Genomic DNA, 26,967 nt, shown 5'->3' on the forward strand with positions numbered 1-26,967 from the left:
TGAAACTTTTAAGAAATTGATTAAACCAGTTTTCGCACTCAAATTGTTCAATAATTTAATAGCAAAATTAAGGACCTTATAACCACCCTTTTCTCTTTGCAATTCTAGCAGCGTCGATACGGTTACTTGCATTTAATTTACTAATCGCCTCTGATAAGTAATTACGAACGGTCCCCTCACTTAAGTATAATTTAGCTGCAATCATTTGCGTTTTTAACCCCTCTGCAGCTAACTTTAATGATGCCCGTTCTTTTTCTGTGAGTGGGTCTCTATCATCTAAAGCACTTAAAACTAATTCAGGATCTATCACTTTATGCCCAGACATGACTTTTTTAAGTGCTAGAATTAAACTATCACTTGATGCCTCTTTAAGAATAAACCCCTTTACACCGGCATCTAAAGAGCGCCTGATATAGCCTGCTTTAGAAAAAGTAGTCATGATTACTATACGACTTTCACTCTTTTCTATTGCCAACTTTTCTGCAAGTTCAATTCCTGATAACTCCGGCATTTCAATATCTGTAAGTACGATGTCAGGTTTACACTTTGGTATTTCAGCAAGTGCCACCTTGCCATTTTCAGCCTGACCAATTACTTGAATATTTTCATCAAGGCCTAAAAGAGCAGCAACAGCTCCTCTAACTAACGCTTGATCTTCAACAAGATAGACCCTTATCATTCAGCCTGCTCCGATTTAATACTCAAAGGCAATTTAATAAATGCAACGAACTGTTGATTGCAAAAACTAAACTCGGCCTTTCCCCCTAGCTGTAGAGCTCGCTCTTTAATTCCCGACAGACCATTTCCAAGTGTAACTTGGCTATTTTCATTCGCATTATTTTTCATTTTAATGTCAACACTATCCAGTGTTTGTAATATTGATATTTCACAATATTTAGAACTACTATGGCGCAATATATTGGTTACAGCCTCTTTAATTATTAGGTTAGCAACTCCTTCTAATTTTGCTGGCAAGTCAACAATCTTAATATTATGAATAACTTTGAAGCCACTCTCCTCTAACCGAACAATTAACCTATTAATTTGTGTATCTATATCCAATTCTTTTAAATCAGTTACAACTTTTCTCACATCACTTAATAGCTCCCTAGCCAACTCCGCAACCTGAAAAATTTCCGATCCTGCTTGAGCCTGTCTATTAGCTTGACTGAATTTGCTCGCGAGTTCCGCTTTTAAAGCGATTGAAGATAAAGAGTGGCCTAAAACATCATGCAAATCTCTAGCTATGCGCTCTCGCTCTGCAATTGCCGCAAACTGCTCTAACTGTTTGCTATTTTGCTCTTCTCGGCGTTTATGGAAAAATTCATTACGCCCTGCAATGCCATAACTAAATAAAGCGACCAGCAATATAAGAGAACCACTGAGAAAATATTCAGCATAATTTTCATTGATTATTTGGCTACTAGATAGCAAAGCTAAAAGTAGTATCGAAATTGCAAAAATACGCGCACGGCTCGAAAAGTTATAGCCTACAATATATGCTACAAAGCCAAATAAAGTCGCGGAGCCAACTGTTAGGTAACTAGCAATGACACAAACCAAAATAAGCGACATTAGTTGCAGCCAAACTTGTTCTGTTCCTCTTTGTGTTGCTTTCACATACAAATAAATAAAAATGAAGTACAACAGAACAATCGCGAACATCTGCATAAAGTCAGTGCTTTCAATTTGGAAAATACTCGGAAGCAAATAGAATCCCGAAAAAAGCAGTGGCCCCCAATTCCAAAAAGAGGTCAAATTCGTTTTTTTATCCTTAAGTCGACTATTAAACATATCACTTGCTGCTTTAGTTTGTTTGAAATTTTAGCCCAATTATTCCGACTAAAATTAATATAATACAGATTATCTGAGATATCGTAATAGACTCTCTAAGCCATATCACACTAAATATTGATACCCCAACAGTACCAATACCGACCCAAATCGCATAACTAATTCCGAGAGGTAATGACTTTAAAGCAAATGACAAAAAGGCAAAGCTGGCCCACATAGCTGCAAATGTAACAACTGAAGGCCATAGTTTAGTAAAGCCATTTGACTGCTTCATAGCGAGTGCCCATATAACCTCAAAAATTCCTGCAATTAATAAACTTATCCACGCCGCATTATTCATTTTTATTCCTCCAGAAAGTAAAGGCTTAACTATTACTTTTTCTACTTGGCGAAATAAGTGAATTTTGTCATTGATTAAACTGACATTTGTCATAAAAAAGCTATGAAACTTTTAAGAAAGTGATTAATTCTGGCAAAAAATGAGGCGTTGATATTCTTTGCAGCAAACACTCTGTGTTAATATTTTCGGTAAATAACAATACACTAACAAATTTATATGGATATTAACTTAACCCACTACCTATCAACGATGGCCTATAACAGCGCCTATATTGGTCTGTTCATTGCGATTATAGCCCTTGCAAAATTGTCCTATAACCTAGCAACCCCTTATAACACCACCAGCCAATTAACCGACAATGCCAACTGTGCTTTAGGTTTATCTATTGGCGGCTACTTAGGTGCGATTACTATTATTTATGGTTTTGTGTTGGCGGGGCCTAGCCAAGGTCTACTAAGCGATTTGATGAATGTATCACTTTACAGCGTATTAGGTATGGTGCTACTTACTTGCTCACGCATTTTGAATGACAAGTTACTACTGCGATTGTTCTGCAATCAAGAGCAATTAATCAACCAACAAAACGAGGCGGTTGGCCTAGTACAAGCAGCTAACTATATGGCCGCAGCACTGATCATTGGTGGCGCATTAACAGGCGAAGGAACCTGGTTATCAGCCATCGTCTTCTATTTACTCGGGCAATTGATGCTGATCATTTTTGCCAAAGGCTATGATCGCCTGACAAGTTTCAACCTTCATGAGCAACTCGAAAAAGGCAATAAAGCCGTCGCACTTAGCTTTTCTGCCACTATGTTGGCATTAGCCATAATCTTATGCCATGCACTGATTGGTGGCTTCCACAGCTGGCAACAAAGCCTGAGTTTATTCTTTATTGACGCATTATTTGGCTTTTTAATTTTACCAATTGTGCGCTACCTCGTTGATAAAATTATCTTTAGTAAAATCTCCCTCGACCAAGCAATGCACGACAACAACACTGCAGTGGCGGTTATTGAAAGTAGCATTGCAGTCTGTGTCGCAGTAATCATTACTATCGCTATTTAAGCTTATTCATGGAGTAACGGATGAACATCTATAAGCTTTGTATTATTGCTGCCATCACATTTTTGGCCTGCTTAATAATACGATCAGACCTACAGACGCCTCTAATGAGTGGCCAATATGGTAATTTTAAAGACTACGATGGACAAGACAAAGCCTACCTATTTACAGTGCCTGAAGATGGCCAAATGATGCGTTTAGAAATAAAAGGTAGGCTGCCTTTAAATTCATGGAAAGCCATTGATATGGAAATTTTTGACCCTGAAGGCAACTATCTATTCAGTTATTCTGATGAGCTATGGGCTGAATCTGGACGTGACTCTGAAGGTGAATGGCGAGAATATAAGAGCAGGGCTTATCATGATGTTCACTTCCCTAAAAAAGGCCAATATAGTGCATATGTAAGCAGTAGTTTTGGCCCTAATAATAGCGCTAAGCATTTCAGTTATACATTTCGTATCATTCCAATCAAAGGCAATATCAGTTTCATCGACCCTCTACTTTGGATCACAGGCATAATAGCAGGCTTCTCTTTAATTGTTATTTTGCATCGACTTGGCGCAAAGAGAGAAAACTCTGAACTTACTTATAAACCAATCAACACGTTAAGCCCAAAGGCTATGAAAGCAATGGAAACCCATATCCCAGCTTGGCCAATTGCATTGTTGTTTTTCGTGCCTGTGCTAGTTGCATCTTTGATTGCTTATAGCAAAGGCGATAATGAGCACGATTGGCAAGTTTATTCATATCACCACTTCAATATAAACGTTGATAAACAATTACGTGAGCAAAGTATTGGCAGCGCAGGTTTCCGTTCACGAGGCGGCTCAGGTGGTAAGTAAGTCAATTCGCGAAAGCCACATTTTACTGTTTAGTATTTTTGTTGCTGGACTTTGCTCTATTATTTATGAATTATTAATTGCAACCACTGGCGCCTATTTTTTAGGTGATAGCATCACCCAATTTTCCCTGACAATTGGCGTATATATGGCGGCAATGGGGGTTGGCTCTTATTTTTCGCGTTTTGTGCCTGATAAGCCATTGCTGGTGTATTTTATTGGTTTTGAGCTACTACTTGCGTTACTAGGTGGCTTGAGTGTGCCATTACTATACTTCGCTTATGCGTATGGCTTACCACTACAAGTGATTAGTGTTTTACTCACCACCTTAATAGGTATTTTAATTGGTTTAGAAATTCCGTTGTTAAGCCGCTTAATGGAAAAACATTATGCGCTAAAAGCAAACCTTGCCAATGTACTATCAATTGACTACTTTGGTGCCCTGCTCGCGACTTTATTATTCCCTTTTCTCTTCTTACCTTGGCTGGGGGTATTTAAAACAGCCCTAAGCTTTGGCTTAATGAACCTAAGTATTGCGCTATTATTGCTGTGGTACTTTATTGACCATATCAGCACTCATCGTCGACACGTGCTAAGACTCACTCTCATTTTAGTTAGTCTCATATTGGTGCTTTGTTTATTTGCTAGTAAACAGCTCACCCATCTTTGGCAAAGCCAAATCTATGATGATCGTGTCGTCCACTCGGAGCAAACGCCTTATCAACAAATCGTACTGACTCGCCATAAAGATGATATTCGGCTTTATTTAAACGGTGGCTTACAGTTTTCATCGATTGATGAATATCGTTATCACGAAGCGCTTATTCATCCAGCTATGGTGCGCCATGGCAATGCAAAACGTATTCTAATTTTAGGCGGTGGTGATGGCTTAGCAGCTAGAGAGCTTTTAAAATACCCACAACTAGAGTCTATTACCCTTGTCGATTTAGACCCTGCTGTTGCCAAACTTGCACGGACTAATTACAACCTCACAACCCTTAATCAACAATCGCTAAATGATCCAAAGGTTACGGTTATTCATCAAGATGCCTATGTGTTTATTGAGCAAGGCAAGCAACTGTTCGATATCATTTTTATTGATTTACCTGACCCAAAGGCGATTAACTTAGCACGGCTCTACAGCAAACAATTTTACCAATTAGTGAAAGCTAGATTGCCTGACAATGGCATTGTTGTGACCCAAGCAACGAGCCCGTTTTTTGCGAAGCAGGCATTTTGGTCTATCAACAATACGCTCCGCGCAGCAGGCTTCGCCCATACTTTGCCTTATCATTTAAACGTACCGTCTTTTGGTGAATGGGGCTTTGTTATGGCTTGTAATTTGATATGTAGCAATCACCAGTTATTGCCTGTTAACACTCGCTTTTACCGCCCTGAAAATGATGCTCAACTATTTATTTTCTCCCCCGATATTAGCGCTAACAATGAAAAAGTATCGACGCTTGATGAGCCTAATGTGCTCCACTATTACTTGCAAGGTTGGAAATATTGGAACTAACCGAATGGATTAGCCTATTTAGGGAGTTTACAAAGTAAAGGATTACCGTTACAAAGAGAGCTAATAACAACAAACAAAAGGTTTGTAATGCAGGCGCACAAACAGAGCCTTATGTACTTACACATTGCAGTGCTACTATTCGGTGGCACGGCATTATTTGCCAAATTGGTCAGCCTAAGTGCATTAGATATTACCGTTTATAGAACAGCGATTGCAGGCTGTGCCTTACTGATTTTACTCACAATTCAACACAAAGCCATTAAGCTTCACTCTCGTCGTGATTACCTTATAGCCTTGCTACTTGGCATCACTGTTGGAATACATTGGCTCACCTACTTTGCTGGCATGCAATTGGCGGGGATTGCGGTGGGTATGATTGCCTTTTTTACTTACCCTGTGATTACGGTATTTTTAGAACCTTTTTTTTATGGCAGCAAACCACAGCTCAAAGATATAGCAAGTGCCTTGGTAGTTATGTTGGGTATTTACTTACTCATTCCTGATGCCAGCTTAGGTAATGATGTGACCTTAGGGATTGCCATTGGTATTTTATCGGCGTTCTTTTTTGCTTTTAGAAATATTGTGCATAAGCGTTACTTTAGCCAATATGGCGGCCCACAAACCATGCTTTATCAAACTTGGATCGCGTGTATTATGTTGTGCGCGTTTGTCGAAATACCACCATTACAAGTTGATACAATAAATTGGCTGCTATTAATTACCGTAGGGGTTATTTTTACAGCAGCACCGCATTCACTGTTTGCAGCAAGCTTAAAACATTTATCCGCTTCAACCGCTGGTTTAATATCTTGTTTGCAACCTTTATACGGTACGTTTTTCGCTTTTTTAATTTTGCATGAGCAACCTACAATTAGCACACTTATTGGTGGTACATTAGTGATTAGTGCCGCTTTTTATGAAACATGGTCAGTGACTCGGAAACACAAGCAATGATGAAAGTATTCGCTCACAGAGGTGCCAGTGGTACCTATCCAGAAAATACCAAAAGCGCCATTATTGCCGCAGTAGATTTGGCAGTAGATGGTATCGAAATTGACGTACAAAGCTGCATTGATGATTATATGATCATTCACGACACTTGGCTCGATCGCACAACCTCTGGTCGCGGTAAAGTAAATGCCTGCACAAAAGAGCAAATTCAACAATATGATGCAGGTAACGGAGAAGTTGTTCCCTGTCTGCAAGATGCCATTGACTGGGTAGAAGATAAAACGCTTTTAAACCTTGAACTAAAACACACTTTTTCTTTAGATAAGTTTGTTGAGATGATAGAGTCAAACATTAGTATTGGAAAAATATCAAGAGACAATATTTTGGTATCATCCTTTGATCATCATCAACTCATGTGGCTCAAACAAAAGTTACCATGGGTAAAAATTGGCGCTCTTACGGCTTCAATTCCAATCAATTACAGTGAATTTGCTCAAAAACTGCATGCCTACAGCATTCATATAGATAAAAACTTTATAAACCATGAATTTGTTGCAGATGCAAAACAACGAGGCCTTCAAGTTTATGCTTACACGGTCGATAAAGTAGAAGATATTGAATTAATGTTAAGTTATGGCGTGGATGGTATTTTTACCAATTTCCCGTGTCATACACAAATGACACTTCAATCACTGTAACTCAGCAAGAGTAAGCTATACTGTTGAATTGAGTGGCATTGAATAAGACTAAGAAACGTCCAAATGAATCAACACAACACCTTAATGAGTAGCTATATGCGCATGTATAATTTTATCGAACAGACTTTCTTTTACACCTTAACGCGTAAAATTGTCGGTAATTTAGGATTTGTGTTTGCATTCCAAGCTATCACTTTAATCTGGCTTTACAATAGCCTGTCTGAGCAACAAGCAAGCATGGGCTTGTTTTGGCTGATGGCGTTTATCATCGTCGCGAGCTTTATTTTTACTATTTTCTATATGCGCTTTTTAATAGTTCGCCCAGTCCAAGCCATGCGTGACACTTTAGCGCATATAAACAGTCATGATGCTGATCTATCTGCTAAATTACCACACTTCACATTCGATGAATTCAGAGATCTCAGTGAGCAATACAATACCTTTACGGCACACTTAGGTGAGCTACTCGCGACAACTTATCAAAGTGCGCAAGCCAGTGCCCAGAGCAGCTCAAAGATGACTCAATCAATGCAACAAACGGCAGAGATTAGCCATCAACAAATTAAATTTAGCCATACAATTACTGATTCAAGTAACCAAATTACTTCAAGTTTAGAAAATATTTCGGCTAACACAGACAGTGTACATACGATTAACAGTGAGCATCTGGCATTTGTGAAACATTCAGCCACTGAGCTCTCTGCCCTTGTTAAGAAGGTCGCGATGATTAGCCAAATTTTAGCTAACTTCTCAGCGACTATTTCAGGTTTAAAAGAAAACAGTGAAAATATTCGCGCTATTTTAAAAATGGTTGAAGAGTTTTCCGACCAAACTAATTTGCTTGCATTAAATGCAGCGATTGAAGCGGCACGCGCTGGCGAAGCTGGACGAGGCTTTGCTGTGGTTGCAGATGAAGTGAGAACACTTTCAATAAAAGTGAATGATGCGACCCGTCAAATAAGTGACTTCATCAATCAAATGAATTCGTTAGTTAATGAAACAAACAAAGAATCAGAGCAGTTAATTAGTCATTCTAGCGATGCAGAAACAGCGATTAGTGACACCTCTGCAGGGTTTAGTAATATGCTTGGCGAATTTGAGCAAAATCAGCAGCAATTACAACAAATAGTCAGTGCAGTGCATTTGCTGGAACAAACACAAACACAAACTCATCAAAGTGTTGAACAAATTGTGACATTAGGTGAACAAGCGAAACAGCAAATAGATGAGTCACTGGCTGATTGTGAGCAATCACATTTACTAAGTCAACAAACACTACAACAGCTAAAGCGGTTTGTTTAAGGCTCGTTTTTAGCTCTTTTGTTTTAACTATTTATGGTAAAGTAGCCACTTCTTGGCTACTTTTTTATTGAATGTGACAACTCCTACTACCGATTACCAACAACTCGCTTTGCAAATTAAACAATGGGGTAAAGACCTTGGTTTTGCCGAAGTGGGGATCACCGATATCGATCTCACTAAGCATGAAGCACAGCTTCAGCGCTGGCTAGATAAAGGCTATCATGGTGAGATGGAGTACATGGCTGCCCACGGTATGAAACGTGCTCGCCCTGCTGAATTAGTTCCAGGTACACAAAGGGTCATCTCAGTTAAGATGAATTACCTGCCCCCCGATGCCAGCTTTGCAAAAAACTTAAAGCAAACAAACAAAGCGTACATCAGCCGTTATGCCTTAGGTCGGGACTATCATAAGCTACTTCGTAATCGTCTAAAAAAACTCGGCCAAAAGATTGAGCAGCATGTTGGCGAGCTAGGGTTTCGCCCATTTGTCGACTCTGCGCCAGTACTTGAAAGGCAACTTGCTGAAAAAGCAGGCTTAGGTTGGCGAGGTAAGCATAGCCTGTTAATCAATAAAGAGGCGGGCTCTTGGTTTTTTTTAGGTGAGTTATTTGTTGATATTCCACTGCCTATCGACGAGGAAAACACCTTTGAAGGCTGTGGTAAATGTGTTGCTTGTATGACGTTATGCCCTACAGGCGCGATTGTAGAGCCTTATGTAGTGGATGCTCGTAAATGTATTTCATACTTAACAATCGAGCTACAAGGCGCGATCCCTGAAGAGTATCGTCCTTTACTCGGTAATCGGGTGTACGGTTGTGACGATTGCCAGCTCGTCTGCCCATGGAATCGTTATGGTCAAATAACGGATGAAGCTGATTTTCACCCGCGAAAGCAATTAAAAGATCAAGATCTCTTAACTCTTTTTGCTTGGGATGAACCAACATTTTTAAAAAATACTGAAGGTAGTCCTATCCGACGAATAGGCCACCAGCGATGGCAGAGAAATCTCGCTGTCGGCTTGGGTAATGCTGAATATAACGAAAAAATAGTGGCAACATTGAGCGACGCGCTTAAAAGCGCAACTCCACTTGTAAAAGAGCACATAGAGTGGGCGCTTGATCAACAGACCCATAAGCGCCAACAACAGTTACGTAAAACAGCACGACTTATCCGTATTGTAGAAAAAGGCTTACCACGAGACGCTTAGCGCGTTACCTCATAAATGTTAGCCTTTGAGTAACAAGGATAAATCGTCTTCAATTTCTTTAAATGCCGCTTTAACACCTTGTACTGACTCTTCACGTGCAACTGAATTTTGAATCGTTTCATCAACTTTTTGATAAATGAAAACCTCTTGGTCTTCATCAAGCCCCATTGTTGGTATTCGCTGTTCAAGGTCTTCCTGTAGTTGTTTAAAAACAGCTTCGTTATTGAGACGGTTATCATTTAACAGCTCAATTAAGCCACGAAACTTACTATGTACTTTACCCACCGCATCATTTAATTGCTGTTGCTGACGAATAAGCTCTTTTTTAGTAATAATCGCTTTAAGCTGTTGCTCGGTAACACTCACCAAAAAGCAAATATGATCTCGAATTCGACCATGCTTATCAGGGTCTTGTTCAGGCATATTGAGGATCAATAAACTGATCATTTCATAGTTCACTAAAATTCGGCTCGAAAACTCATGTAAGCGGCCTTTATTTTTTAGCATTTCAAACAGTTCAACCACAATAGGTGAGCATATCCCTGTTACAGAAAAATGCTCTACCCCTGAGTCAAGACGAAACTCAACATTGCTTTGTAAATCGAATGAGCTTAAACAATGGAGCAATGCCTTTCCTAGCTCTTGTTCATTATCAATAGAACCAATATGTTCAATATAATTAACAATTTGACCCATCTCACTGCTATTTGCCATCGCATTAAACGCTGTCGATGTTGCATCCTCGACTTGTTGTTCTAAGGACTCTTTTTCAATGAGTACTTGGTGTAGATGCTGAAGCTTCAGTTTTAATTCTTCATGCCCAAATGGCTTCACAATATAATCTTCGGCACCAACCGAATATCCCTCCATACGCTCTTCAACTGTGCCTCTTGCCGATACAAACATAACAATAATATTTGCTGTGTTTGGGTTTTCTTTAAGCTTTCGGCATACCTCATAACCACTCATTTGCGGCATACTTACATCAAGTAAAATAACTTGTGGGTCAAACTCTTCAACTACGGCTAAGCATTCTGGACCACTGTTAACCATTTTTAATTCAAAATCGAGCTCTTCTAGAATCTCTTCAATGATCTCTAAATTAAAAGGCTCATCATCAACTGCTAAAATTCGTTTTAAGGCCATCTCACCCTCTTCCATTTTAATTTAAGCTTCATAATTGCTTTGCACTCGCTCTTCATTTGTTAAATGCTGAGGAAAGTCAATTTCTAAAGGCAGGGTCACTAAAATAGTGGCACCACCGTACTCGTTGTTACTTGCTACAATAGTGCCTTGATGTAGCAAAACAAACTCACGGCAAATCGCTAAACCGAGTCCTGTGCCTCCTGCACCGCTATTGGTTTTACTGCTTTGTTCAAACTTTGCGAATACTTTTTCTAATTCATCGTCAGGTATACCTATGCCACGATCAACAACTGCAATTTCAGCCGACCCATTGCTTAGCGCCAGCTTTATGTCTATATCGCTATTGGGTTCACTAAATTTAAGCGCATTGCCAAGTAAGTTACGCATAATTTGATTAATTTGCTCTTCATCACACTCAAGTGTGATGTTTGGATTAGGCGCAATTAATTTAATAGTGATATTACGTTCAAGCGCTGTACCCGAGACATCATCAATACTGGTTTTTATGATATTCATCAGGCTATGCTTCTGCGGATTAAAAGGAAATTTACCAACATCAAGCTTAGATAGGTCGAGCAAGTTATTGAGTAAAGAAAGTAACCGTTCACCACTTTGCTCTATTCGTGATAAATACTTATTAAGTTTCTCTTTACTGAGATCATCATTGGCTACTTTTTCTAAGCCAAAACGTGCGAAGCTAAGAATAGAATGCATAGGTGTTCTTAGCTCGTGAGACATATTAGCTAAAAACTCTGACTTACTGTGATTGGCAGCTTCAGCGACATTTTTTGCGTGCTCTAACTGGGCTGTGCGTGCTTTAACTTCTTCTTCTAGAGTGTCTTTTGCTTCAAGAAGTAACTCTTCTTTTTCCTTAAGGTGCGTAACATTCTTAAAGATGACAGCAAGTGCTATTTCACCGTGATGGTCAATTTCATTGAACGAGCCTACCAATGGAACCGATGCACCATTTTTCTTTAGTAGCTTTAAATCACAACTAAATTGTCGATTCTTATTAAGTGTACTGACTTTATCTTTTATACGTTTAGTCGAGGCTAAGTCAAAAAAGTCATACACCGAGCAATTTTCAAACTCTTTTAATGACTTCTCAAATAACGACTCACAGGCATCATTGGTCTCAATAATTTTACCGTTTCGATCAAATAGAATTATCGCATCGGGTGTATGCTTAAAAATAACACGTAAAAGGCTATCTTTTTCAATGAGTGCATCAACCGTGTTTTGTAAACGCTCTACTAACTCTGCATTATGACGTTTTAGTAGTTCAGTTTGCCAAAGCTTATGAACCGATTGCAGTAAGCTATTGTCATCTATGGGCTTAATTAGAACATCTTCAACACCTTGGCGAATAGCAGCAACCATGGAGACTTGATCGGGCTTAGAGGTATAAAGTAAACAGCGGCAATTAGGTTGCAATGTTTTGAATTTATTAAATAGCTCAAGACCAGTACCATCCTCAAAGGTAAAATCACTAATTAATAAATCAATTGTGTGCTGGTTCACCAACTCTACCGCAGAGAATATATTCTCTGCGGTGAAGGTTTTAATATGTGCACCTTTTAAATTGTGCGCGATCTTATTTAATCGCTCAGGGCAGTGATCAACAAGTAAAACCGTAGGAAGTTTTAAGATATTATCGGAATCAAGTTCAAGCACGCCTTCTAATAGAGCGCTGATCTCTTTGTTGGCAAAGAAAGGGTATATGACCACCGCATTGGGCAGCAAACGATTAATCTCACTAAAGTGTTCAAGTAAATCACTGCGCTGTGCTTTAGGGGCCAAAAGTAAAAGGTGCTCTTGAGAAAACACTTCCATTAGCTTCTTGATAGTATCTGTTGGTACACCATGTGAAGCAGCAACAAGATCAAACTGTTGAGTTAAAACAGCATTATCAACCATTGAAAAGTGTATCAGCTCAACCCTACAACCTATGAGCTCAAGTAACACCTTGACTCGCATTGCTAAAACACTATTACTATCAACAATTAATATCTTTCGCACTTTACACTACGCCCACTTAATCATGTTACTTAATTAGCGTAGTCGAAAAAAAACGATGCAGCACAATTTACACCGTATTTTTTTATTAGTTTATGAACAAACTATGAATCTAAATGTTTTCCCAAAATAGTTAAGCTGTAAGGCTTTTCATCCATAATTGCCACATTCGGCAATTCACCCCATACTTTATAATTAAATAAATTAAAGAGCTTAATACTCGGTAGGTTATGACTAAAAATAAATGCCAAAAGTACTTTTATTTTAAGTGTGCTTGCATGGGTCTCTGCGAATGTCAGCAATTGTTTTCCTAGCCCTTTTCCTTGTGCACTTGCGGTAATATAAATGCTCACTTCAACAGTGCCATCGTAAGCGGGTCGTCCGTAAAAAGACTTGTAACTTATCCATGCTAAAACCTTCCCTTCTTGTTCATATACGAAAATAGGCCGATTAATAGAATGGGATAAGAACCATGCTTCTTTATCTGCAACAGTTACCTCTTCGGTATCTGCTGTTACCATACGTCCTGGGATTGTTTCATTATAGATTGCGACAATTGCCGCTAAATCATCATAAGTTGCTGTACGAATAGTCATAAAACGAATATTTGGTGATCACTTTTGCGCATATTAGCGTATATTCGATTGGAAAAACTAGCAGGAAATAACCATGTATAAATTTGCTTTGTTACTTAGTGCAACTCTTTTAACCACTCAGGTTGCAGCTCAAACGCCCGCATCATCAAACACAACACAAACACAATGTGATGATTTCACTAATGTTGAATTACGGAAGCTTCGTTCCAAAGAAACGATAAACCTATGCCAATTTAAAGACAAACCATTGCTAATCGTTAATACCGCAAGCAACTGTGGTTTCACCCCGCAGTTTGAGGGCTTAGAAGCACTAAACAAAGAATATAAAGACCAAGGCTTAGTTATTTTGGGTTTTCCGTCTGATGATTTTTTCCAAGAAGAAGATGATGAAAAAGAGACTGCCGATGTATGTTTCATAAACTACGGAGTCACGTTCAATATGTTCGCGACCAGCGAAGTGAGAGGCAGCGGCGCAAACCCTGTATTCCAACATTTAAATAAGGTAACTAGCTCACCAAACTGGAATTTTTATAAGTATCTCGTTTCCGCCGACAGAAAAACGGTGACGCGCTTTAACAGCAAAACTAAACCGCAATCAGAGAAATTGCGCAAAGCTATAGAAACAGAGCTAGCTACACAATAAATTTAATTGTTCGTTCATTAAATATTGAACTAGACTATTCATTTAATTCATAAAAACACACATTGTGGGGAGTAATTATGGCAGTAGCCAGCGCGAGGCATATCTTAGTAGACAGTGAAGCACACTGTTTAGACTTAAAACAGCAAATAGAACAGGGTGCAAACTTTGCAGATCTTGCACGAGCTCACTCAAATTGCCCATCAGGTCAAGATGGCGGTGCATTAGGTGAGTTTGGACCAGGGATGATGGTGCCAGAATTCGATAAAGTGGTATTCTCAGCTCCAGTAAACCAAGTACAAGGCCCTGTTCAGACTCAGTTCGGTTATCACTTACTTGAAGTCACCAGCCGTACAGATTGATACAAATACCAATAAATGAGCCGCTTACAGCGGCTTTTTTTTCGACAGGAGATCATCATGGAATTACTCGGTTCAACAACTTCTCCCTTTGTTAGACGTATTCGAATATGGGCTGACTTAAATGGACTTGCTTTAGTATTTAAAAATCTAGATATATTTTCTGAGCAAGATAGGCAGACGATGATAACTCATAGCCCTGCAAGAAAAATTCCTATCCTTATTGATAATGGCTTTAGCTTATACGATTCAAATTCAATTATTCGCTACCTACTCGAAAAAACAAATCAGCCACTGTTGAGTTGGCGACAAGAAAACTTTCTTACCATCATTAATGCCTGTAATGACTCATTAGTAGAAATACTACTATGCCAACGCTCAGGGTTCGATACACACACTGACAAACTGTTTTTTAATTTACAGAATGAACGAATTGCTGAAACATTAACCTATTTAAATAATCATTTATCTGAGCCAGTATTTAAAAGCTGTGAATACCTCAACATCAGTTTATACTGCTTGCTAGATTGGATCCGCTTCCGCGAATTAACTGATTTTAGCCAACTAGAAAAGTTAGTTGGTTTTTATCATGAATTCGCCGATAAAGCGGCGGTACAACAAACAGATCCACGAAAATAAGATAAGGGTTAGGCAAATGAGCGATATCGAAATTGAATCAGAATTAGTAAGCTTCGTTGAAAAAGTTCGTCTCAACGAGACAATGTGGGCACTCGGTGCCGAAGATGGTGGTTTTGTTGTCTGTGAGTCAAACCAATTTAGCGACACTGATGTCCTATTACTTTGGGGCACCGAAGACGCCGCCAAAGCACAATGCAAAGACGAATGGCAAGACTATACGCCAGTTGAAATTGGCTTAGACGAGTTTCTTGATGAATGGGTTGAAGACCTAAACGAAGATGATGCACTGGTTGGTTTAAACTGGAATGATGACCAAGTCTGTGTAGAAATCGAGCCTGTGGGACTTGCTAAAGCGCTTTGTGACTAACCCTATCACGGCACTACGTTCACTATCGTAGTGTCGTTAGGCTGGAAACTAAACGTTGTTCAGGTATACTCTTTAAAGCGTCTTTATTATCAAGGTATTAGGTTGAAGTCCCATCTCGGTCGCCGGCCCTTTTCGGCCATGGAATTACATACCCTGTATAACGGTTACATCTACAGTGATCAACGCCTTCCTCGTGAGCAAGCAAAGCACTGGCACTTTTGGCTGCCTTTGTTTGCTTATTACACCGGTGCCTACAGCGATGAAATTGGTCATTTAACTCTAGATAACATTACCACTTGTGATGGTATTCGCTGCTTTGATTTTCACACTCATGGTAAGATAAAACCACGCTATGTGCCCATCCACAATGCATTACTTAATGCAGGACTTGATCAATACTTAAATTTTTTAAGCGAACAAAACCAACAACGGTTAATGTTTGATTTACCGGCTAAGTCAGGCCGCTATAGCGAAAAAGTACGCATTTGGTTTTCCGGTGAAGGTGAACGTGCTGGTTATTTACAAAAATGTGCTATTCCCAGTGTTGACCAACAAGGAATGAAAACGGCGATTAGTAGCTTACGGCTCAACTTTGAACAACAAATTCGTATTCATGCACTGCAAGCAAACAGCAAAGATGCCTTTAACTACTTACTTGGTTTTAAAGATTTCAACGAGCAACGTTTTACGGATATGCCACTATTAAACACCGTGCTACAAAATGTGCGACAAATCAACCCGCAACTACATTGGCAACGCTTCATCGACCGCCATCATTAGCTGACAAACTTTGTTACTAACTATTTATTACTGTTCAAATTAAAACCTGATAGCATGGTATTTCGCCCCTCATAGCAGGTGCCTTTCTAACAACAAAAAATCAGGGATACTTATGTTCTTAAAAAGTCTATTAACAGTGAGTGTTGCACTTGCTGTTAGCTCAGCCCATGCCAATGAATATGTTATCGAAAAGCTTGCCAAGCCTAGCTCACAACAAGTAAAACTTACGCTTGATCCTGCAAAAGACAATTTTTCTGGTCATACCGACATTGCCCTTGAAGTACTTAAAGCAACGAATTATATCGAACTAAACGGTATTGATTACGCTGTGAGTATGGCCAAGATTTTAGGTGCAGAGAACTGCGACCTCAGTGCTGAAATGCTAAAAACAGGTAAAGTTAAATTCACCTGTGATGAAAAAATTCAGCCTGGTAAATACACTTTAAAGATTGATTTTACAGCACCTTACAACCGTCAAAGTGTCGGTTTATATAAAACGCTTGATCAGGGTACGCCTTACCTATTTACTCAATTTGAAATGAGCGATGCCCGCCGTGCATTCCCTGTATTTGACGAGCCTAGCTATAAAATTCCATTCCAGCTAACAATCACAGCGCCAACATCTCAAAAAGTGTATGCCAACACACCAGTATTAAAAACCAAGGTTGATGGCGAGATGACAACACACTTTTTTGATAAAACGCCGCCTATTCCTTCTTACTTAGTAGCAATGGCTGTAGGCCCATTTGAAGAGCTTGAAATTAAAGGCATGCCAATTCCTGGTCGTGTACTGACACCGCAAGGTAAAATTCACCTTGCTGATTACGCAAAAGAAAACATGCCGCGCGTATTAAAAGCACTGGAAGATTACTTTGGCATCCCATACGTTTATAAAAAACTGGATTCAGTTGCGGTACCAGAATTCCCATTTGGCGCGATGGAAAATGCAGGCCTTGTTACTTACCGTGAAGATATTCTTCTAGTCGACCTTGCCACTGCAACACGTAGTAAAAAAGAGCGCAATGTATCAATCATTGCCCATGAATTAGCTCACCAATGGTACGGTAACCTAGTCACCATGAAATGGTGGAATGATTTATGGTTAAACGAAGCGTTTGCAAGCTGGATGGCTGCGAAAATCACCGCACAAATCAACCCTGAGTTTGAGTCACACCTAGACTTACCACAAAACCATGTAATGGCACTCGATGCACGCTTAAGTACTAAGCCTATTCGTAAGCCAATAAAAACCGAAGCTGACATCATGGATGGCCTTGGCCTTGCTTACAGTAAAGGCAGTGCGGTGCTTTCAATGGTGGAGAACTGGATTGGCGAAGAAGCATTCCAGCAAGGTATTCAAGCTTACTTGAAGAAGTTCTCATATAAAAATGCAGAAGCAGCAGACCTTTGGCAAGCATTAGGCGAAGCCTCGAATAAAGACGTTGCAAGTGTACTAAAATCGTTTATCGAACAATCATCTTTCCCACTTATCAAAGTAACCCAAGACGGTAAGAAAATTAATATTAGCCAAAGCCGCTTTGTGAATGCCGGTGTTGATGCGCCAGGACAACTGTGGAATGTTCCGGTTGCAATTAAATATGGTGCAGGCGATAAAGTTGAAACAGCCAATATATTACTGAACAAAGAGACACAACAGCTAACCCTCGATTTTGAACCTGAGTGGATTTATCCAGATCAAGGCGCCATGGGTTATTACCGCTGGCTATTAGATGACGCACAGTTTAGTGCCCTACTCGACAACGCAGCGGATAAGCTAACCGTGCGAGAGCGCTTAGCGCTTCTTTCGGCGGTAGACTCCCTATTAGATGCAGGCGTTATTTCTGCTGCAAATCTAATGCAAACCCTTGAAGCATTCGTAAGCGATGCGCACCCGCTTGTTGCTAATACAGCCCTTGGTTATTTAGCGTCGCAAAAACGTGTATTTGAAGATGACAGCAACCGTGATTTATGGCCTAAATTTATCCGTAACAGCATTGCACCAGCGGCGAAGCAATACGGTCTAACAGCAAAAGTGAATGAAGATGCTGCTGTATCACAATTACGCGCACAGGTTATTAGCCGTTTAGGTTTTGATGGCGAAGATCAAAAAGTGATTGATACAGCAAAAGCACAAGCAGCGCTTTATTTGAATAACCCTGAAAATGTTGACCCATATTTAGCTTCAACCTACCTAAATTTAGCAGCCTATCACGGCGATGCAAAGCTCCTTGAAAAGTACAAGCAAACCTTTAAAACAACCAAAGACCCGCAAGTACGTACTAAGATGCTAGCTGCGATGGGGTATTTCGGAAAGCCTGAGCTACAAAAAGCGGTATTAGATTATAGCCTAACAGATGAAGTAACGGCCTCAGATATGCGAACATTATTAGGTGGCCTAAGTTATGGTAAAGAACGCCAAGCATTGTTCATTGATTGGATCTACAAAAATTACGATGCTATCACTAAGAGCTTACCGCCTTTCTTTGTTCCAAACTTGCCGTTTTTCACAACCGCAAACTGTGATGCGAAAAGCCTAGAAAAAACAAAAACCTTCTTTACAGATAAAATTTCTGAACAACCTGGCTATGCTCGCACTTTGAGCAAGTTAGAGGAAGGAGTGAATGATTGTATCGCACTTAAGAAACGTGAGCTAAGCTCAGTGAATAGTTTTCTTAAACGCTAACAACCACGTTAAATAAGGGCCACATGTGTGGCCCTTATCATTGTGCTAAAATAGTACTTAGCTGCTTAATAAATAATTCAACGGCTTGAGTGGTTGTCACTTTAAAAGCAACGCCATAATGAATGGGCTGAGCACTTTTATAAATCCGTGTAGGGAAACGTGTCATTTCACTACTATGAAAGTAATCTTTAACTCTAGAGATACCTTCCAAAGCTTCAAAATCAGCGCTAAACACTTCAAAAGCAGGCCTTATAATTAATTTAGCCTGACCACTTTGCTCATGCACATAAAACGCCTCTTTGGAGTGAGCAAGCATGAACTCGTTAATATTTTTTATTTTAAAGTTACTACGACAGCCTAATTTTATAAGCTGTTCACTAAGTTGTGCTGCAGATAAAGACAAGTGCGCGCCTTGTTAAAAATGATCAATAATAAATACAGTACAGTAATCTGTTGAAAATCGTTACTTATTTATTACACACAAATGCAAGCTTACGATTATGATAACTTAATCGTGTAATTGAGGTTTCACAATAACGACCTAAATCAAGCCACTGCGATACCCCCCCTGCATCAGTCAAATCACGTTTATAAATACGGCTTTGAACTGCATACGCCACGGTGTGCTCATTCACTAATGTAAAATCTTGTACTGCTTCAGGTAATCGAAATAAATCAGCAACTTCACTCGTTTTAGGTGAAAAGCGCGCCAACCAATGCTGGTTATCTTTTTTGTAGCTAAACAAAAAGCTGTTTGTGTGTTTATCAAAAATAAGTGTACGACCAATATCACCGGCAATAACTTGAGGTTTAGCAGCAGCGAGTGATGTGTATTGTAAGGTATGTGGTTCCCCCAAAATAAACATAACAAGATCATTGTCGGCTCCCCAAGCATGGTAGCCAACAGGCTCAATCCATTCAAAAATACGACTCGCTTGTTGGTCTGATTTTAAAGGGTATTGCCACAATTTTTGCTTACCATCCTTTTCCACCACGATGGCTGATAAAGCCTGTTTGTCAGGCATTAAAGTAGGTGAATATTCACTAACAGGAGAATTGGTTAGGTTAAAGGCACTTTGACTGGCAAAATCAAAATAATACAAGTCAGTTTGTGATTGCCCCTGCTCAGCAATTACTTCATGGGTATAATAAACACCTTGGTCAATCAAAAATGGTTGATTGTTATAGCTTGTATCATCGGTAATACGAGACACCTTCATGCCATAAGGTGTATCCAGATCAGCTAATAATATTTCGCTTTTCGGCATCGCAGCATCCACTGCACTTGATAAAAATGTACTTGTCAGTGCAAAAAATAAAGGCGAAATTAATTTCATGTTGCTCTCTCGTTTTAATTTTTATTCGCTCATGATAGCGTTATTTAATTGGCCAGTCACTTGACCTTACTATACTCGACCTTTATAACTAAGGCGTGTTTGTTTTTTGTTACTTTAACTAAGTGCTTGAGCAAATAACACGACTTCACTAATAACGAGAACAATTATGTCAGCTAAACACCCAATTATCGCAATTACCGGCTCATCTGGTGCAGGCACAACCACCACCACGAATGCCATTAAGCATATCTTTAGAAGCTTAAATATTGATGCGGCCTTTATCGAGGGTGATAGCTTTCATCGTTATACGCGTCCTGAAATGGATAAAAAAGTTCGTGAAGCACAGCAAGAGGGCAAGCACATAAGCTATTTTGGTCGTGAAGCTAACGACTTTGGTGCACTCGAAGAATTATTCTACCAATATGGTGAAACTGGCCAAGGAAAAATTAGACGCTACTTACATACTTTCGACGAAGCGGTTCCTTATAACCAATTACCGGGAACCTTTACACCTTGGCAAGATTTAGAATCAAATACAGATATCTTGTTCTATGAAGGTCTACATGGTGGTGCTGTCGATGAGAATCATGATGTTGCTAAGCATGTCGATTTATTGATTGGCATGGTGCCTATCATCAACCTTGAATGGATCCAAAAACTAATCCGTGATACCTCAGAACGAGGCCACTCTCGCGAGGCTGTCATGGGCTCAATTGTGCGCAGTATGGACGACTACATCAACCACATTACACCACAATTCTCACGTACTCATATTAACTTCCAGCGCGTGCCAACGGTTGATACTTCAAACCCATTTAGCGCTAAAGATATTCCGTCACTAGACGAAAGCTTTGTTGTTATCCGTTTTCGTGGCATTGAAGATGTAGATTTTCCATATTATCTACGCATGATTGAAGGTAGTTTTATGTCACGTATAAACACCCTCGTTGTACCAGGTGGGAAAATGGGTTTGGCGATGGAACTTGTTTTAACACCGCTAATCAAAGACATCATTTTGAAAAAACGTGCGCTGGAAAATTTAGCCCCAGTTGACTTGCCGATTTAAATCACTCGGGTACACTGCTGACTTAACTAGGAATGATGGAGTCGTCAGCTTGAAAGAAACATTACGTGTTATTGTCGGTTCAAAGAACCCTGTTAAAATTAACGCAGCTAAACATGTCTTTAGCCTTTACTTCCCAGACCATATCATTGAATGCAAAGGTGAACATGCGCCATCTGGCGTGCCTGATCAGCCGCTAGGTGAAGATGAGACCCGCATAGGTGCTGAAAACCGTGTAAAGTACTGCCAAACTCACTTTGACGCTGACTTTTATGCAGCGATGGAAGGTGGCGCAGAACAGTTTAGTTATGGTGCAGCAACCTTTGCCTTTGTGGTTATTGCAAATAAACAACAATTTAGTGTTGGTCGCAGTAGTAACCTCCCCTTACCGCAATCTTTTTACGATGCCTTACTGGCCGGTAAAGAACTGGGTGACGTCATGGATGATGCGTTCAATACCGTTAATATCAAACAACAAGGGGGCGCTATTGGCTTATTAACCAATCACCTTGCTACCCGTGAAAGCACCTATACACAAGCGCTTACACTAGCAATGGCGCCATTTTTACACCCGAGCTTATTTAATCAGTAGTTAGGATAACCATGAAGTATAGCCACGTATTATTCGATGCCGATGAAACCCTATTCAGTTTTAATGCATTTGAAGGGTTAAAGGTGATGTTCGCCAATTATGGCGTAGAATTTACTGATGCAGACTATCAGCATTACCAAGCCACTAATAAACCTCTTTGGGTTGCCTATCAAAAGCATGAGATCACTGCCAGTGAGCTACAAATAACCCGTTTTACCCAGTGGGCTAACAAACTTAATGTTCCCGCTAAAACTCTCAACGATGGCTTTTTAGATGCAATGGCATCAATTTGTGTACCACTACCTGGTGCTGTTGAGTTGTTGGCAAAGTTAAAGCCGCATGCAAAGCTGGGGATTATTACTAATGGCTTTGCAAAATTACAGCAAAAACGCCTAGAGCATACAGGTTTACAAGATATGTTTGATTGGCTCGTTATTTCAGAGTTAGTAGGTAAAGCAAAGCCTGCTCCTGAAATTTTTCAGCACACGTTTCAATTAATGGGCAATCCGCCAAAAGAGCAAATCTTAATGGTTGGTGATACAGCGGCCAGCGATATTTTGGGGGGTCATAATGTGGGTATCGATACGTGCTGGTTGCAACACCCAGGTGTTCTATTACCTGAAGATATTAAACCAACTTATCAAATCAAGCAGTTAGTAGAGCTTGAAGCTATTCTTGGATTATAAGCAAGGCAAAAAAAATGACGCTAAAAGCGTCATTTTTTATAACTGTAATATGCTTGCGATTAAGCTGTCGCTACTTCTAGGCCAGGTGCAGGCATAGTCACTGGGGTCTCAAATGTTGCCCACTCCCATGCTGACTCAGTTGCCATAATTTTACGAAGTAGTTTATTGTTTAAATCATGGCCTGATTTATAAGCCGTGATTTTACCTAGAATGTTGTGGCCAGTCATAAACATGTCGCCGACACAGTCTAAGATTTTGTGTTTAACAAACTCATCGCTATAACGTAAGCCGTTTGGATTTAGTACTTTAAAGTCATCCAAAACAACTGCGTTATCCATGCTACCACCTAATGCTAGGTTATTAGCATGCATATACTCGATATCTTTCATAAAGCCAAAAGTACGTGCACGGCTGATTTCTTCAGTGAAGCTCTGCGTAGTAATATCTAAACCGATACGTTGGCGGCTTTCATTGATCGCTGGGTGATCAAACGCAATTTCAAAGTCGATGTGAAAACCATCATAGGGTTCTATTTCAGCCCACTTATCGCCTTCTTCAATACGTACTTTTTCTTTAATACGAATAAAGCGCTTAGCTGCATTTACTTCTTTAATGCCGCCTTTTTGTAACAAGTAGATGAATGGTAATGCACTACCATCCATAATCGGCACTTCTGAGCTATCTAATTCAACAATTAGATTATCAATCCCCATTGCCGCAACGGCAGCAATAAGGTGCTCAGTCGTTGATAAGCGAACACCATCTTTATTTGTTAAACAGGTACACAATTGCGTATCGCCAACGGCTTCAGGTGTTGTTTCAAAATCAACAACCGGGTCAAGGTCCACACGACGAAATACAATCCCAGTATTTGCGCTCGCAGGTCGGAGAGTAATAGTGACCTTCTCACCTTTATGAAGTCCAATTCCTATGGCTTTGACTACTTCTGCAATCGTACGCTGTTTAATCATAGGTTCGCTCACTTATAGTTACAGTTAGACGGCGGATTGTATCATAAATACACTCAACTGCCAAATTTGTTTACTTTTCAGGCAAAATACCATAAAAAAATCTTAGTCAGCTTGTTTTCTCAAAAACGCTGGAATGTCGAAATAATCGCCACCCTCTGACTTATCAGATTTTTTACTGCTTTCAGTATTACTTGATACTGAACTACTTGTTGTACTTTGCTTCACAGATTCTTGCTTATCAACACTTGCTGACACGCTTACATCGTCGCTACTACCTTGGCTTGCAAAGCTTGGCACGTACATGCTGCTAGTAGATTGGCTTGTTGTGCTTTGCACATCTGAACCCGATGCTTTTTTAAAGCCATTATCAACAATACCAAACTGTGGACGACGCTCGCCACCTAAACCTGTTGCAACGACAGTAACGCGTAACTCATCACTCATTTCAGGGTCAATTACCGCACCGACAACCACCGTTGCATTTTCTGACGCAAGCGCTTTAACGTGATTACCAACAATCTCAAACTCTTCAATCGCAATATCCATACCTGCTGTGATATTAACTAGAATGCCTTTAGCACCTGTTAAATCGACATCTTCAAGTAATGGGCTTGAAATAGCGGCTTCTGCTGCTTCTTGCGCACGGTCAGGACCAGATGCTGACGCAGTACCCATCATCGCAGTCCCCATCGCTGACATAACAGTACGTACGTCGGCGAAATCCACGTTGATTAGACCAGAGCGTGTGATTAATTCTGCAATACCTTGAACCGCACCAAATAACACGTCATTAGCTTTTGCGAAGGCATCTAATAGTGTAGTGCCTTTGCCTAAAACTTTAAGCAATTTATTGTTCGGAATTGTAATAAGTGAATCAACAGTTTCTGACAATTCATTAATACCTTGTTCAGCCGCTGCGGCACGCTTTTTACCTTCAAAGTCAAATGGGCGTGTTACTACTGCAACAGTTAAGATCCCTAACTCTTTAGCAATTTTAGCAACCACAGGAGCCGCACCGGTACCAGTACCACCGCCCATGCCCGCTGCGATAAATACCATGTCAGCACCTTCAAGGCTTGCACGGATTGTTTCAGCATCTTCTTCCGCCGAATTACGACCCACTTCAGGGTTGGCTCCAGCACCTAAACCAGAAGTGATTTGTGTACCTAGCTGTACCGTGACATCTGCTGATGAATTACGCAGTGCTTGTGCATCCGTATTCGCCGCAATGAAGCGTACACCTTCAATTTGTTGTTTTACCATGTGCTCGACAGCGTTACCGCCGCCACCGCCCACGCCAATTACTTTAATGACAGCTTCTTCGCTGTGCTGTTCCATTATATCAAACATCTTTACTCTCCGACTTGAGTCTTAAAACTCACCTTGGAACCACTTCGTAATACGGTTCCACCAATTATTATCACCTTCTGCTTTCGACTTTTGTGCATTCATCGATTGCATTGTACGGCCGTATTGTAACAAACCAACAGCGGTTGCGTACGAAGGATCATCAACATAATCTGTCAAACCAACTATCCCAATTGGTTTGCCAATTCTTACAGGCATTTGGAAAATGTCTTCTGCCACCTCCATTGCACCTGTCATTTTTGCCGTCCCGCCAGTAATGACAAGACCGGCAGCAATTTGGTCTTCTAAACCTGAGCGGCGTATTTCTTCCATTGCCAACTCAAATAATTCTCTAAATCGTGGCTCAACTACCTCAGATAAGGTATGGCGCGACATAATACGTGCAGGTCGACCACCCACACTCGGCACTTCAATGGTGTCTTCATTGCTTGCCATTTGGCTGCTTGCACACGCATATTGTACTTTGAGTGATTCAGCATGCGATATAGGTGTTCTAAATATTTTTGCAATATCGCCAGTCACCTGATTGCCCGCAACCGGAATAACTGCTGAGTGACGAAGTGCACCATTAATATAAATGGTGATATCCATCGTTCCGCCACCGATATCCATAACAGCCACACCCAGCTCTTTTTCATCATCTGTCAGAACGGAATAGCATGACGCTAATGCCGTAAATATCAGTTGATCAACTTCTAACCCACAGCGCTCAACACATTTTTCTATGTTTTTAGCCATGTCATTTGAGCAAGTAATGATGTGCGCACGCGCTTCCATACGTACCCCACTCATGCCTAATGGGTTTTTAATCCCCTCTTGCATATCAATGCTGTATTCTTGCGGTAACGCATGCAGCATTTTGCGTTCAGCTGAAATAGGCACTGAGCGTGCAATGTGAATCACATTCTCAATATCTTCATCTGTGACTTCAGTGTTGTTAATCGCAACCACGCCGCTTTCGTTTTGACACTGAATATGTTTACCAGAAATACCTAAATAAACAGAGCTGATACGGCAATCTGCCATTAGTTCAGCTTCATCAATAGCGCGACGAATCGATTCAGAAACAAGGTTAAGGTCGTTAACGCCACCTTTGTCCATACCATGCGAAACTTGGCTGCCAACCCCCACAATGCTGAGTTTATTATCTGCGGTGATTTCACCAACGGTGGCCACTACCTTTGAGGTGCCAACGTCTAATCCAATCACTAGGTTTCTTTCTGCTGACTTAGTCATGCCTTACTCTTATTTTCTAATTGTTCCTCTTGCAGTGGCTTCCAGCTCACTGCAAGACCGGTATCGTACCGTAAATCAACAACATCAATTTGTGCATTTACACGTTGTTCCATGCGCGGATACACATCTATAAAACGTTGTACACGCTTTGCTTTTTCTTTACGCCCCAAATTAAGGCGAATGCCATTATCAAGCCACAGCTGCCATGAAAAACGCTCTGAAAGCGCGAGGCTTGTTAGCTCTAAATTATTCACTTTTAGCATCGCTTTAAATTGACCAAATGCCGTCCATGCTTCTATCTCACTCCCCTCAGGGCCATAAAGCTTGGGTAATGTACTTGGTAATTTATCACTGCTTGCTTGAAACACTTCACCAGACTGATTTAACAATAAATCATCATTCCAATGTGCAACCGCTTCATGCTCAACCACATACACTTGAATGGTGTCTGGCCACTGCTTTCTGACCGATGCAGTCGCCACCCAAGGCAAACTTTGTACTAAGCGTTGCACATGTTTAACATCCAATTCAAAAAAACTCGATAAGTCGGCTTTTTTTATTGCGCTAATAATTGCCTTTTCATCCGTATACTTAGGCTCACCTTGTACAGCTAAATGCTTTATTTGCGCATCTTTATTTTCGACCAACCAATCTGACACACCGGTAGTGATTTTAACCAAACTAAAAATCACGATGAGAAAAAAGCTCACGCCAAAGATCAACGACCAATTGAGCCGCTGCTTTAACTGTTGTGCTTTTTCTAAAAAGTGATGCAT

At 40.3% G+C, this 26,967-nt stretch carries 28 protein-coding genes; 16 read left to right on the forward strand and 12 right to left on the reverse strand.

The features are described from left to right. Window positions 1-76 precede the first annotated feature (76 nt). From LY624_RS14340 to LY624_RS14350, 3 genes are all read right to left on the reverse strand, one after another. Window positions 77-679, reverse strand: a complete 603-nt coding sequence (locus LY624_RS14340) for a response regulator transcription factor (RefSeq protein ID WP_054552706.1) — start codon at window positions 677-679, stop codon at window positions 77-79. Continuing rightward, the gene (locus LY624_RS14345; RefSeq protein WP_341803279.1) at window positions 676-1,620 is read right to left on the reverse strand and encodes a sensor histidine kinase; all 945 of its coding nucleotides are present in this window, start codon (window positions 1,618-1,620) and stop codon (window positions 676-678) included. Before LY624_RS14345 ends, LY624_RS14340 begins: the two co-directional genes overlap by 4 nt. A 187-nt stretch (window positions 1,621-1,807) precedes the next feature. Continuing rightward, on the reverse strand, window positions 1,808-2,227 hold the full coding sequence (locus LY624_RS14350; protein ID WP_341803280.1) for a DMT family transporter: 420 nt from the start codon (window positions 2,225-2,227) through the stop codon (window positions 1,808-1,810). A 123-nt stretch (window positions 2,228-2,350) separates the two neighbouring features. Here LY624_RS14350 and LY624_RS14355 point away from each other — a divergent pair, with 123 nt between their 5' ends. The 7 genes from LY624_RS14355 (at window position 2,351) to queG (ending at window position 9,712) form a co-directional block, all read left to right on the forward strand. Further along, a complete protein-coding gene (locus LY624_RS14355; protein WP_341803281.1) occupies window positions 2,351-3,199 on the forward strand; it encodes a DUF350 domain-containing protein in 849 nt (282 codons plus the stop codon). A gap of 104 nt (window positions 3,200-3,303) precedes the next feature. Further along, on the forward strand, window positions 3,304-4,038 hold the full coding sequence (locus LY624_RS14360; RefSeq protein WP_130149415.1) for a hypothetical protein: 735 nt from the start codon (window positions 3,304-3,306) through the stop codon (window positions 4,036-4,038). Beyond that, window positions 4,028-5,554 (forward strand): polyamine aminopropyltransferase, encoded by a 1,527-nt coding sequence (locus LY624_RS14365; RefSeq protein ID WP_341803282.1) that lies wholly within the window; start codon window positions 4,028-4,030, stop codon window positions 5,552-5,554. The genes LY624_RS14360 and LY624_RS14365 overlap by 11 nt, the downstream gene beginning before the upstream one ends. A gap of 87 nt (window positions 5,555-5,641) precedes the next feature. Further along, complete coding sequence (locus LY624_RS14370; protein WP_341803283.1) at window positions 5,642-6,508, forward strand: DMT family transporter; 867 nt, start codon at window positions 5,642-5,644, stop codon at window positions 6,506-6,508. Beyond that, the gene (locus tag LY624_RS14375) at window positions 6,505-7,203 is read left to right on the forward strand and encodes a glycerophosphodiester phosphodiesterase (RefSeq protein ID WP_341803284.1); all 699 of its coding nucleotides are present in this window, start codon (window positions 6,505-6,507) and stop codon (window positions 7,201-7,203) included. Before LY624_RS14370 ends, LY624_RS14375 begins: the two co-directional genes overlap by 4 nt. Window positions 7,204-7,287: 84 nt before the next feature. Further along, the gene (locus LY624_RS14380; protein ID WP_341804413.1) at window positions 7,288-8,505 is read left to right on the forward strand and encodes a methyl-accepting chemotaxis protein; all 1,218 of its coding nucleotides are present in this window, start codon (window positions 7,288-7,290) and stop codon (window positions 8,503-8,505) included. A gap of 73 nt (window positions 8,506-8,578) precedes the next feature. Further along, window positions 8,579-9,712 carry a tRNA epoxyqueuosine(34) reductase QueG gene (gene queG / locus LY624_RS14385; RefSeq protein WP_341804414.1) on the forward strand — a complete coding sequence of 378 codons (1,134 nt, stop codon included), beginning with the start codon at window positions 8,579-8,581 and terminating at the stop codon, window positions 9,710-9,712. Between the two features lie 18 nt (window positions 9,713-9,730). On the opposite strand, the gene LY624_RS14390 is transcribed toward queG, so the two are convergent. The 3 genes from LY624_RS14390 to LY624_RS14400 all read right to left on the reverse strand — a co-directional run bounded on the left by LY624_RS14390 (window position 9,731) and on the right by LY624_RS14400 (window position 13,470). Next, window positions 9,731-10,858, reverse strand: a complete 1,128-nt coding sequence (locus tag LY624_RS14390) for a response regulator (protein ID WP_341803285.1) — start codon at window positions 10,856-10,858, stop codon at window positions 9,731-9,733. Window positions 10,859-10,879: 21 nt separating this feature from the next. Then, window positions 10,880-12,835 carry a hybrid sensor histidine kinase/response regulator gene (locus LY624_RS14395; protein ID WP_130149633.1) on the reverse strand — a complete coding sequence of 652 codons (1,956 nt, stop codon included), beginning with the start codon at window positions 12,833-12,835 and terminating at the stop codon, window positions 10,880-10,882. Between the two features lie 143 nt (window positions 12,836-12,978). Continuing rightward, window positions 12,979-13,470, reverse strand: a complete 492-nt coding sequence (locus LY624_RS14400; RefSeq protein ID WP_130149411.1) for a GNAT family N-acetyltransferase — start codon at window positions 13,468-13,470, stop codon at window positions 12,979-12,981. 73 nt (window positions 13,471-13,543) lie between these two features. On the opposite strand from LY624_RS14400, the gene LY624_RS14405 reads away from it, so the two are divergent. The 6 genes from LY624_RS14405 to LY624_RS14430 all read left to right on the forward strand — a co-directional run bounded on the left by LY624_RS14405 (window position 13,544) and on the right by LY624_RS14430 (window position 18,938). Further along, the gene (locus LY624_RS14405) at window positions 13,544-14,113 is read left to right on the forward strand and encodes a glutathione peroxidase (protein ID WP_130149410.1); all 570 of its coding nucleotides are present in this window, start codon (window positions 13,544-13,546) and stop codon (window positions 14,111-14,113) included. A 77-nt stretch (window positions 14,114-14,190) separates the two neighbouring features. Beyond that, entirely contained in the window at window positions 14,191-14,472 is a 282-nt protein-coding gene (locus LY624_RS14410) for a peptidylprolyl isomerase (RefSeq protein ID WP_341803286.1), read from the forward strand. 57 nt (window positions 14,473-14,529) lie between these two features. Continuing rightward, complete coding sequence (locus tag LY624_RS14415; RefSeq protein WP_130149409.1) at window positions 14,530-15,108, forward strand: glutathione S-transferase family protein; 579 nt, start codon at window positions 14,530-14,532, stop codon at window positions 15,106-15,108. Between the two features lie 16 nt (window positions 15,109-15,124). Then, entirely contained in the window at window positions 15,125-15,475 is a 351-nt protein-coding gene (locus LY624_RS14420) for a DUF2750 domain-containing protein (RefSeq protein ID WP_062568632.1), read from the forward strand. Between the two features lie 102 nt (window positions 15,476-15,577). Further along, window positions 15,578-16,255: a hypothetical protein gene (locus tag LY624_RS14425; RefSeq protein WP_130149408.1), complete on the forward strand. Its 678-nt coding sequence runs from the start codon at window positions 15,578-15,580 to the stop codon at window positions 16,253-16,255. Window positions 16,256-16,367: 112 nt separating this feature from the next. Continuing rightward, window positions 16,368-18,938, forward strand: a complete 2,571-nt coding sequence (locus LY624_RS14430; protein ID WP_341803287.1) for a M1 family metallopeptidase — start codon at window positions 16,368-16,370, stop codon at window positions 18,936-18,938. A gap of 37 nt (window positions 18,939-18,975) precedes the next feature. Here LY624_RS14430 and LY624_RS14435 read toward each other — a convergent pair whose 3' ends face one another. Together LY624_RS14435 and LY624_RS14440 are read right to left on the reverse strand one after the other, a co-directional pair. Further along, window positions 18,976-19,341: a hypothetical protein gene (locus LY624_RS14435; RefSeq protein ID WP_237120009.1), complete on the reverse strand. Its 366-nt coding sequence runs from the start codon at window positions 19,339-19,341 to the stop codon at window positions 18,976-18,978. A gap of 64 nt (window positions 19,342-19,405) precedes the next feature. Further along, window positions 19,406-20,275, reverse strand: coding sequence for a hypothetical protein (locus tag LY624_RS14440; RefSeq protein WP_341803288.1), 870 nt, complete (start codon window positions 20,273-20,275; stop codon window positions 19,406-19,408). Window positions 20,276-20,441: 166 nt separating this feature from the next. Between LY624_RS14440 and LY624_RS14445 the strand changes: the two genes are divergently transcribed. From LY624_RS14445 to yjjG, 3 genes are read left to right on the forward strand one after another with little or no spacing between them, the layout of a single operon-like run. Beyond that, complete coding sequence (locus LY624_RS14445; RefSeq protein WP_341803289.1) at window positions 20,442-21,341, forward strand: phosphoribulokinase; 900 nt, start codon at window positions 20,442-20,444, stop codon at window positions 21,339-21,341. A gap of 49 nt (window positions 21,342-21,390) precedes the next feature. Next, a complete protein-coding gene (gene yjjX / locus LY624_RS14450; protein WP_341803290.1) occupies window positions 21,391-21,930 on the forward strand; it encodes an inosine/xanthosine triphosphatase in 540 nt (179 codons plus the stop codon). An 11-nt stretch (window positions 21,931-21,941) separates the two neighbouring features. Continuing rightward, a complete protein-coding gene (yjjG, locus tag LY624_RS14455; RefSeq protein ID WP_341803291.1) occupies window positions 21,942-22,616 on the forward strand; it encodes a pyrimidine 5'-nucleotidase in 675 nt (224 codons plus the stop codon). A gap of 59 nt (window positions 22,617-22,675) precedes the next feature. Here yjjG and lpxC read toward each other — a convergent pair whose 3' ends face one another. The 4 genes from lpxC to LY624_RS14475 form a co-directional block, all read right to left on the reverse strand. Further along, window positions 22,676-23,587 (reverse strand): UDP-3-O-acyl-N-acetylglucosamine deacetylase, encoded by a 912-nt coding sequence (gene lpxC / locus LY624_RS14460; protein ID WP_062568624.1) that lies wholly within the window; start codon window positions 23,585-23,587, stop codon window positions 22,676-22,678. A 102-nt stretch (window positions 23,588-23,689) separates the two neighbouring features. Continuing rightward, window positions 23,690-24,937 carry a cell division protein FtsZ gene (gene ftsZ / locus LY624_RS14465; RefSeq protein WP_341803292.1) on the reverse strand — a complete coding sequence of 416 codons (1,248 nt, stop codon included), beginning with the start codon at window positions 24,935-24,937 and terminating at the stop codon, window positions 23,690-23,692. A 21-nt stretch (window positions 24,938-24,958) separates the two neighbouring features. Continuing rightward, a complete protein-coding gene (ftsA, locus tag LY624_RS14470; protein WP_062568622.1) occupies window positions 24,959-26,191 on the reverse strand; it encodes a cell division protein FtsA in 1,233 nt (410 codons plus the stop codon). Then, on the reverse strand, window positions 26,188-26,967 hold the full coding sequence (locus tag LY624_RS14475; protein WP_341803293.1) for a cell division protein FtsQ/DivIB: 780 nt from the start codon (window positions 26,965-26,967) through the stop codon (window positions 26,188-26,190). Before LY624_RS14475 ends, ftsA begins: the two co-directional genes overlap by 4 nt.

It is taken from the genome of Pseudoalteromonas sp. N1230-9, assembly GCF_032716425.1.
In the GTDB taxonomy this organism is placed as follows: Bacteria; Pseudomonadota; Gammaproteobacteria; order Enterobacterales; family Alteromonadaceae; genus Pseudoalteromonas.

Excerpts from the sequence above, each read along its gene's own strand:
- LY624_RS14340 (WP_054552706.1), bottom strand. The coding sequence starts at position 679 with ATGATAAGGGTCTATCTTGTTGAAGATCAAGCGTTAGTTAGAGGAGCT.
- LY624_RS14350 (WP_341803280.1), bottom strand. The coding sequence starts at position 2,227 with ATGACAAATGTCAGTTTAATCAATGACAAAATTCACTTATTTCGCCAA.
- LY624_RS14355 (WP_341803281.1), top strand. The coding sequence starts at position 2,351 with ATGGATATTAACTTAACCCACTACCTATCAACGATGGCCTATAACAGC.
- LY624_RS14360 (WP_130149415.1), top strand. The coding sequence starts at position 3,304 with ATGAGTGGCCAATATGGTAATTTTAAAGACTACGATGGACAAGACAAA.
- LY624_RS14370 (WP_341803283.1), top strand. The coding sequence starts at position 5,642 with ATGCAGGCGCACAAACAGAGCCTTATGTACTTACACATTGCAGTGCTA.
- LY624_RS14375 (WP_341803284.1), top strand. The coding sequence starts at position 6,505 with ATGATGAAAGTATTCGCTCACAGAGGTGCCAGTGGTACCTATCCAGAA.
- LY624_RS14380 (WP_341804413.1), top strand. The coding sequence starts at position 7,288 with ATGAGTAGCTATATGCGCATGTATAATTTTATCGAACAGACTTTCTTT.
- LY624_RS14390 (WP_341803285.1), bottom strand. The coding sequence starts at position 10,858 with ATGGCCTTAAAACGAATTTTAGCAGTTGATGATGAGCCTTTTAATTTA.
- LY624_RS14395 (WP_130149633.1), bottom strand. The coding sequence starts at position 12,835 with ATGCGAGTCAAGGTGTTACTTGAGCTCATAGGTTGTAGGGTTGAGCTG.
- LY624_RS14400 (WP_130149411.1), bottom strand. The coding sequence starts at position 13,470 with ATGACTATTCGTACAGCAACTTATGATGATTTAGCGGCAATTGTCGCA.
- LY624_RS14405 (WP_130149410.1), top strand. The coding sequence starts at position 13,544 with ATGTATAAATTTGCTTTGTTACTTAGTGCAACTCTTTTAACCACTCAG.
- LY624_RS14410 (WP_341803286.1), top strand. The coding sequence starts at position 14,191 with ATGGCAGTAGCCAGCGCGAGGCATATCTTAGTAGACAGTGAAGCACAC.
- LY624_RS14415 (WP_130149409.1), top strand. The coding sequence starts at position 14,530 with ATGGAATTACTCGGTTCAACAACTTCTCCCTTTGTTAGACGTATTCGA.
- LY624_RS14420 (WP_062568632.1), top strand. The coding sequence starts at position 15,125 with ATGAGCGATATCGAAATTGAATCAGAATTAGTAAGCTTCGTTGAAAAA.
- LY624_RS14430 (WP_341803287.1), top strand. The coding sequence starts at position 16,368 with ATGTTCTTAAAAAGTCTATTAACAGTGAGTGTTGCACTTGCTGTTAGC.
- LY624_RS14440 (WP_341803288.1), bottom strand. The coding sequence starts at position 20,275 with ATGAAATTAATTTCGCCTTTATTTTTTGCACTGACAAGTACATTTTTA.
- LY624_RS14445 (WP_341803289.1), top strand. The coding sequence starts at position 20,442 with ATGTCAGCTAAACACCCAATTATCGCAATTACCGGCTCATCTGGTGCA.
- yjjG (WP_341803291.1), top strand. The coding sequence starts at position 21,942 with ATGAAGTATAGCCACGTATTATTCGATGCCGATGAAACCCTATTCAGT.
- lpxC (WP_062568624.1), bottom strand. The coding sequence starts at position 23,587 with ATGATTAAACAGCGTACGATTGCAGAAGTAGTCAAAGCCATAGGAATT.
- ftsZ (WP_341803292.1), bottom strand. The coding sequence starts at position 24,937 with ATGTTTGATATAATGGAACAGCACAGCGAAGAAGCTGTCATTAAAGTA.
- ftsA (WP_062568622.1), bottom strand. The coding sequence starts at position 26,191 with ATGACTAAGTCAGCAGAAAGAAACCTAGTGATTGGATTAGACGTTGGC.
- LY624_RS14475 (WP_341803293.1), bottom strand. The coding sequence starts at position 26,967 with ATGCATCACTTTTTAGAAAAAGCACAACAGTTAAAGCAGCGGCTCAAT.